Source organism: Paenibacillus zanthoxyli JH29 (assembly GCF_000520715.1).
GTDB classification, from domain to species: domain Bacteria; phylum Bacillota; class Bacilli; order Paenibacillales; family Paenibacillaceae; genus Paenibacillus_AQ; species Paenibacillus_AQ zanthoxyli.
In genome coordinates, this window is sequence record NZ_ASSD01000117.1 from 1 (window position 1) to 5,315 (window position 5,315).

The 5,315-nt window shown below is 57.3% G+C and carries 5 protein-coding genes, 3 pseudogenes and 1 other annotated feature; of the genes and pseudogenes, 6 read left to right on the forward strand and 2 right to left on the reverse strand.

Going from position 1 to position 5,315, the window contains the following annotated elements; translation table 11 throughout:
* From L691_RS32490 to tsaD, 4 genes and pseudogenes are all read left to right on the forward strand, one after another.
* A pseudogene (locus L691_RS32490) lies at positions 1 to 214 on the forward strand (hypothetical protein); the annotation flags it as partial.
* Positions 198 to 1,031, forward strand: coding sequence for a tRNA (adenosine(37)-N6)-threonylcarbamoyltransferase complex dimerization subunit type 1 TsaB (gene tsaB, locus L691_RS0104705; RefSeq protein WP_025689096.1), 834 nt, complete (start codon positions 198 to 200; stop codon positions 1,029 to 1,031). The pseudogene L691_RS32490 and the gene tsaB, both read left to right, overlap by 17 nt.
* Entirely contained in the window at positions 1,028 to 1,543 is a 516-nt protein-coding gene (gene rimI / locus L691_RS0104710; protein WP_025689097.1) for a ribosomal protein S18-alanine N-acetyltransferase, read from the forward strand. Before tsaB ends, rimI begins: the two co-directional genes overlap by 4 nt.
* A gap of 5 nt (positions 1,544 to 1,548) precedes the next feature.
* Positions 1,549 to 2,598, forward strand: coding sequence for a tRNA (adenosine(37)-N6)-threonylcarbamoyltransferase complex transferase subunit TsaD (gene tsaD, locus L691_RS0104715; protein ID WP_025689098.1), 1,050 nt, complete (start codon positions 1,549 to 1,551; stop codon positions 2,596 to 2,598).
* A gap of 42 nt (positions 2,599 to 2,640) precedes the next feature.
* Positions 2,641 to 2,986: a binding site (T-box leader), on the forward strand.
* Positions 2,987 to 3,008: 22 nt separating this feature from the next.
* Here the strand turns inward: tsaD and L691_RS31800 are convergent.
* Positions 3,009 to 3,434 (reverse strand): hypothetical protein, encoded by a 426-nt coding sequence (locus L691_RS31800; protein ID WP_156934161.1) that lies wholly within the window; start codon positions 3,432 to 3,434, stop codon positions 3,009 to 3,011.
* A gap of 32 nt (positions 3,435 to 3,466) precedes the next feature.
* On the opposite strand from L691_RS31800, the pseudogene L691_RS0104725 reads away from it, so the two are divergent.
* Positions 3,467 to 4,636, forward strand: a pseudogene (locus tag L691_RS0104725) (2-isopropylmalate synthase); the annotation flags it as partial.
* 27 nt (positions 4,637 to 4,663) lie between these two features.
* Positions 4,664 to 4,933 carry a hypothetical protein gene (locus L691_RS31805; protein WP_156934162.1) on the forward strand — a complete coding sequence of 90 codons (270 nt, stop codon included), beginning with the start codon at positions 4,664 to 4,666 and terminating at the stop codon, positions 4,931 to 4,933.
* Between the two features lie 181 nt (positions 4,934 to 5,114).
* Here the strand turns inward: L691_RS31805 and L691_RS0104730 are convergent.
* Positions 5,115 to 5,315, reverse strand: a pseudogene (locus L691_RS0104730) (multidrug ABC transporter ATP-binding protein); the annotation flags it as partial.

The following is a 5,315-nucleotide window of genomic DNA, read 5'->3' on the forward strand; positions in this document are numbered from 1 at the left end:
GGACGAATATTTCTACGGGCAGGGAGTTTGTCTGGTGGAATGGAGCAGTATACTTTCGGACCTGATGCCCGAGAGACATCTGCATATCCGCCTGGAGACGACAGGGCCGGAGGAACGCGTGATTACAGTAACCGCAGCTGGAGAGCCTTATGAGAGCGTCTGCCGCGGTCTGATACAGAAGTGGGGTTATAGCAAGCATGACGAATGCAATTGAACAGCCGCGCAAGCGGTTTTTGGCGCTGGATACGGCGACGGCAACGCTCGGCGTGGCAGTGACCGAGGGCGGAAGGGTACTGCATGAAATTAATGCGTCGGGAGAACGCAACCATTCCGTGCATCTTCTGCCGATTATCGGCGAGGCGCTGCAGGCTTCGGGAGGAAGCGAAATGCTGGACGGCATTACCGTCGGCGTTGGGCCGGGTTCCTATACGGGAACCCGGATTGCCATCACGGCAGCCAAGTCGCTAGCGTGGGGCTGGAAGCTGCCCGTCGTCGGCGTGTCCACGCTGCAGGCGCTGGCCTGGGGCGGCTGGAGCGCCGGCGTGGGAAGCCCGGACGAAGCCGCCGCCGGGAAAGAGCCGTCCGCTGACGGCTTTGGACCGGACTGGATTATTCCGCTACTCGATGCGCGGCGCGGTCAGGTGTATACGGCTCTGTTCGCCGCAGAAGGCGGGAGTGCGCCGAAGCGTCTTGCACCGGACCGGATACGCCTGATGGCGGATTGGGTGCAGTCCCTGACGGAGCGCCTGGAGAAAGCGAAGGCGCTAGGGGAGGCCCCCCGCCGGCTCTGGTTTGTCGGCGAGACGGCTGCGCATGGGAGCACGGATTCGCTGAAGCCGCTGGAGGGCGCCGCCGAGCTGCGCGTTTTGCCATATGAGCTGGAAGGCTGCTGGATCGGATTTCTTGGGGAAGCGCGGCATGCATCCGGAGATACCGACGATGTCCACGGCCTAATTCCCAATTATACACAGCTTGCGGAAGCGGAAGCGAATCTGCTCAAAGCCGGCAAAGGAGGCGTGAAATCGAGATGACGGAAGCTGAACCGGCAAAAGGGCGGGAAGAAGGTCTTAGTTTTCGGTTGATGAAAGTGGAAGATATCCCCGATATTCTCGTGATCGAACATGAAGCCTTTACGATGCCCTGGACAGGAGAGGCCTTCCGCAATGAGCTTACGCATAATCATTTTGCCAGGTACATGGTTATGGAGTTTGATGGCCGCATCATCGGCTACGCGGGAATGTGGGCGATTGTAGATGAGGCGCATGTGACAAATATCGCGCTGCTTGAGGCGTACCGGGGGCGAAAATGGGGCGAAAGGCTGCTGGATGAGCTGATGAAGACCGCCGCCTATCTCGGGATGAAATCGATCACACTGGAAGTGCGAGTATCTAACGAAATCGCTCAAAATTTGTACCGCAAAAAAGGCTTCCGGCCCGCCGGTCTGCGCAAAGGATATTATTCCGACAACCGTGAGGATGCGCTGATTATGTGGGCGGATCTGCCGTCTTATCTGGATTACGGGGTTATGGAAGGAAGAGTGTGATTGGAATGAAGGACGAAACGGGCACTCCAAAGCCTGTCTATATATTGGCAATCGAGACAAGCTGCGACGAGACGTCGGCGGCTGTTGTAAAAGAGGGCTATGAGGTGCTGTCGAACATCATCTCCAGCCAGATCGAAACTCACCGCGCTTTCGGCGGTGTGGTGCCTGAAGTGGCCTCCCGCAAGCATGTGGAGGTCATTACGCTTATTGTGGAAGAGGCGCTTGCTCGGGCCGGAGTTACACCGGATATGTTGGACGCGGTCGCGGTAACGCAGGGACCGGGACTAGTCGGAGCTCTGCTGGTCGGCGTTGTGGCTGCCAAAGCTCTCGCGCTGGCCTGGAACAAGCCGCTGATCGGGACGCATCATATCGCCGGACATATTTATGCGGGCCGGCTGGTGCAAGAGCTGAAGTACCCATGCCTGGCGCTGGTAGCTTCCGGGGGACATACGGAGCTGGTCAGCCTGGAAGCGGAAGGGCGCTTCCGGATTATCGGGCGCACGCGGGACGATGCGGTTGGCGAAGCCTACGACAAGGTGGCCCGGGCGCTGGGATTCCCCTATCCAGGCGGTCCGCATGTGGACAAGCTGGCGCATGAAGCGGCGGAAGCGGCGGTGCTGCCGAGGGTGTGGCTGGAGCCGGATTCCTACGATTTCAGCCTCAGCGGCTTGAAGTCGGCAGTGCTGAATCTGGTGAACCAAAGCCGGATGAAAGGGCTGAAGCCTGATGTGGCGGCTATCGCTCGCGGCTTCCAGGAATCGGTCGTCGAGGTGCTGGTGGAAAAAGCCGTCCGGGCCGTCCGCGCCACGGAAGCGCGGCAGCTGCTGCTGTGCGGCGGAGTGGCTGCGAACCGGGGGCTGAGAGAGGCGCTTGCGGCCCGCTGTGAAAGTGAAGGCATAGAGCTGATCATTCCTCCGGCCGTGTACTGCACGGATAACGCCGCGATGATCGGCGCAGCCGCTTATGTGAAATGGAGAAGCGACGGCGGAACGCCGCTGGACATGGTGGCCGATCCCGGCTTTTCCCTGGAAGATTGGTCGGTTAAGGGCTATTGACAGCGGCGATTGTCCGCGCGTATAATCATGACAATCATAATGACAAACGCGATGATCGGAAGCAGTAAGGTTATTCCGGGGTAAAGAGAGCTGCGGGTCGGTGCGACGCAGCCGAAGGAATCCTGAACTCGTCCGGGAGCGGAACGGCGGAAAGAGATGCATGTTAAGCTATGGAGCACATGCGTCAACCGGCAGTGCACGGCTGGTGGATAGTACGCCGTTACGGATCGTCTCCGTGAAAGGATGGTCATTCGGACAGGGAAGAAGCATTTATTCTTTACCGGACCGCATGACAGTTAAGTGGATATGTCGAAGAGACCGCCTATGCGAGTCTGAACGATATATCAACAAGAGTGGTACCGCGAAGGCACAGCCTGTCGTCTCTTGATGAGACGGCGGGCTTTTTTTGTTCACAAGAAAGATAGGATAACGCGATGAACGGGAGCAGTAGAAGGAAGGATGGCAAGGCAGAGAGCTGCGGGTCGGTGCGACGCAGCGGTCATCCCCCTTTGAATCTCGCCCGGGAGCGGATGAGCGGAGACTGCGGCTTGCAGCCGCGCTGAATTTGGAACCGGGGAACGGCCGATCCGGTAACCAGTCAGCGGGCCAAGCGGCGAGGTACGCGGCTTACGGATCGTCCCCGTTACCGGACTTTCCCCGCAAGGTGCGCTTCCTGAAATGGAGCGGCGCTTCGGGGAAGATGAGCTGGACGCTACCGAGGGAAATGAAGATTTCCGCCCATAGCGCGTCAAGAAGAGTGGTATCGCGGAGGGGAAACCCGCCGTCTCTTTGAAGGAGACGGCGGGTTTTTGCGTGCTTAGCCAGCTGTAGACCATACCCAAACCTATAAATCGGGAGGAATTTTACAATGACAGTGCATCCTAGCAGGAAGATAAACATTTTTGATACAACGCTCAGAGACGGGGAACAGGCACCGGGGGCGAGCCTGACGCCGGAGCAAAAAATCGTGCTCGCATGCAAGCTGGCCGAGCTTGGGGTGGATGTGCTGGAGCCGGGCTTCCCAGTCTCCAGTCCCGGAGACTTTGCGGCGGTCCAGACCATTTCCCGCCAAATCCGGAACGTGGAAATCTGCGGCTTCGCCAGGGCCGTCAGAGGCGATATCGATGCCGCCGTCAAGGCGACGCAGGACGCCGAGCGCCGGCGAATCCATCTGTTTATTTCCTCTTCCGACATTCATCTGCGCCATCAGCTGCGCAAGAGCCGGGCCGAGGTCGTGGCGGCTGCCCGGGCAATGACCGCTTATGCCCGTCAGTTCTGCGATACGGTGGAGTTTACGGCAATGGATGCCGCGCGCACGGGTACCGATGATCTGATTGAAATGGTTGAGGCGGTCATTGAGGAGGGGGCGACGATCATTAATCTGCCGGATACCGTCGGCTACGCTCTGCCTCATGAATACGGCGAGATGTTCCGGCGGGTGCGGCAGGGCGCAAGGGGCGGCGACAAGGTCAGCTATAGCGCCCACTGCCATAATGATCTTGGCCTTGCTGTCGCTAACAGCCTTGCCGCAATCGCCGGCGGCGCGACGCAGATTGAAGTGACCGTTAACGGGATCGGCGAGCGGACGGGCAACTGCGCTTTGGAGGAGCTGGCGATGGCGCTGGAAACCCGGGGAGATGCGCTGAATGCCAAGACCGATCTAGCTCTGAACAAGCTGTATGAGACGTCGCGCCTGGTCAGTGAGATGATGCACTTTCCGCTCGCCTACAACAAGCCGGTCATGGGCCGGAACGCGTTCCAGCATGAATCGGGCATCCATCAGGACGGACTGCTCAAAGACCGTAGCACCTATGAAATCATGGACCCGGAGCGTCTTGGCATTCCGCGCAGCATGATTATCCTGGGCAAACACTCCGGTCGGCACGCGCTCAAGGACCGGGCCGCGCAATATGGCATCACTCTGGAGCCTGCCGAGCTGGAGGAGCTGTACGAATCCTTCAAGCGGCTGGCAGACCGTCAAAAATCCGTCAGCGACGATGAACTGCTGCAGATGATAAAGCAATCGCCCAGCCGTCAGGCGTAAGGTATAGGCTGGGAGTGCTTCATGTCCAGACTGGCAGCAGCGCCAAGCCTATCTCTTACGCAGTTTGATAAACCGAAAGCGCATCTTTCCAGCAACTTAAAAGCGAGGGAAGATTCGTTTTTATGCAGGCAAAGCACAGATAGACGGTTTTTGTCAAGTTGTGGACAAGGTTATCCACATATTCTGTTCGATCTGTGTAAAAATCGTGTAAAAGCAGCATTTAAGCCTGCTTTTTTAATGCCCGAAAAAGGGGGCAAGTTTTTCACAGGCGGGTGTAAGAAATGTGGATAATGTGGATAATCTGGTGGATAAAAAAGTCTTGACACAACAAACGGCGGTTTGATGCACAAAAAAAGACCCGTTGGGTCTTTTTTTAATAACAGTTATGCACGAAATCTGGGGACAACCTTGTGGATAATAGAGTGTGACCAAATCCTAAATTGTTAAAAGAATGTGAGACGATTTTCTCCTATTATTCGTCAGCAAGGACTTCCCATTCGCTAAAAAATCCGGCAAGCCGCTGTTTCCTTTCGTTTAAGTCCCGCTCATGCTCCTGAAGCACCATGTAGTCCTGATAGACCTCCGGCATCGTCATCTCCGTTTCGATTAGCGTGATTTCTTCCTCCAGTCCGGCAATGGCTTCTTCCAGTTCGGCCAGCCGCCGCTGGCGGGT

Excerpts from the sequence above, each read along its gene's own strand:
- L691_RS31805 (WP_156934162.1), top strand. The coding sequence starts at position 4,664 with ATGTCCAGACTGGCAGCAGCGCCAAGCCTATCTCTTACGCAGTTTGAT.
- tsaB (WP_025689096.1), top strand. The coding sequence starts at position 198 with ATGACGAATGCAATTGAACAGCCGCGCAAGCGGTTTTTGGCGCTGGAT.
- rimI (WP_025689097.1), top strand. The coding sequence starts at position 1,028 with ATGACGGAAGCTGAACCGGCAAAAGGGCGGGAAGAAGGTCTTAGTTTT.
- L691_RS31800 (WP_156934161.1), bottom strand. The coding sequence starts at position 3,434 with ATGGTCTACAGCTGGCTAAGCACGCAAAAACCCGCCGTCTCCTTCAAA.
- tsaD (WP_025689098.1), top strand. The coding sequence starts at position 1,549 with ATGAAGGACGAAACGGGCACTCCAAAGCCTGTCTATATATTGGCAATC.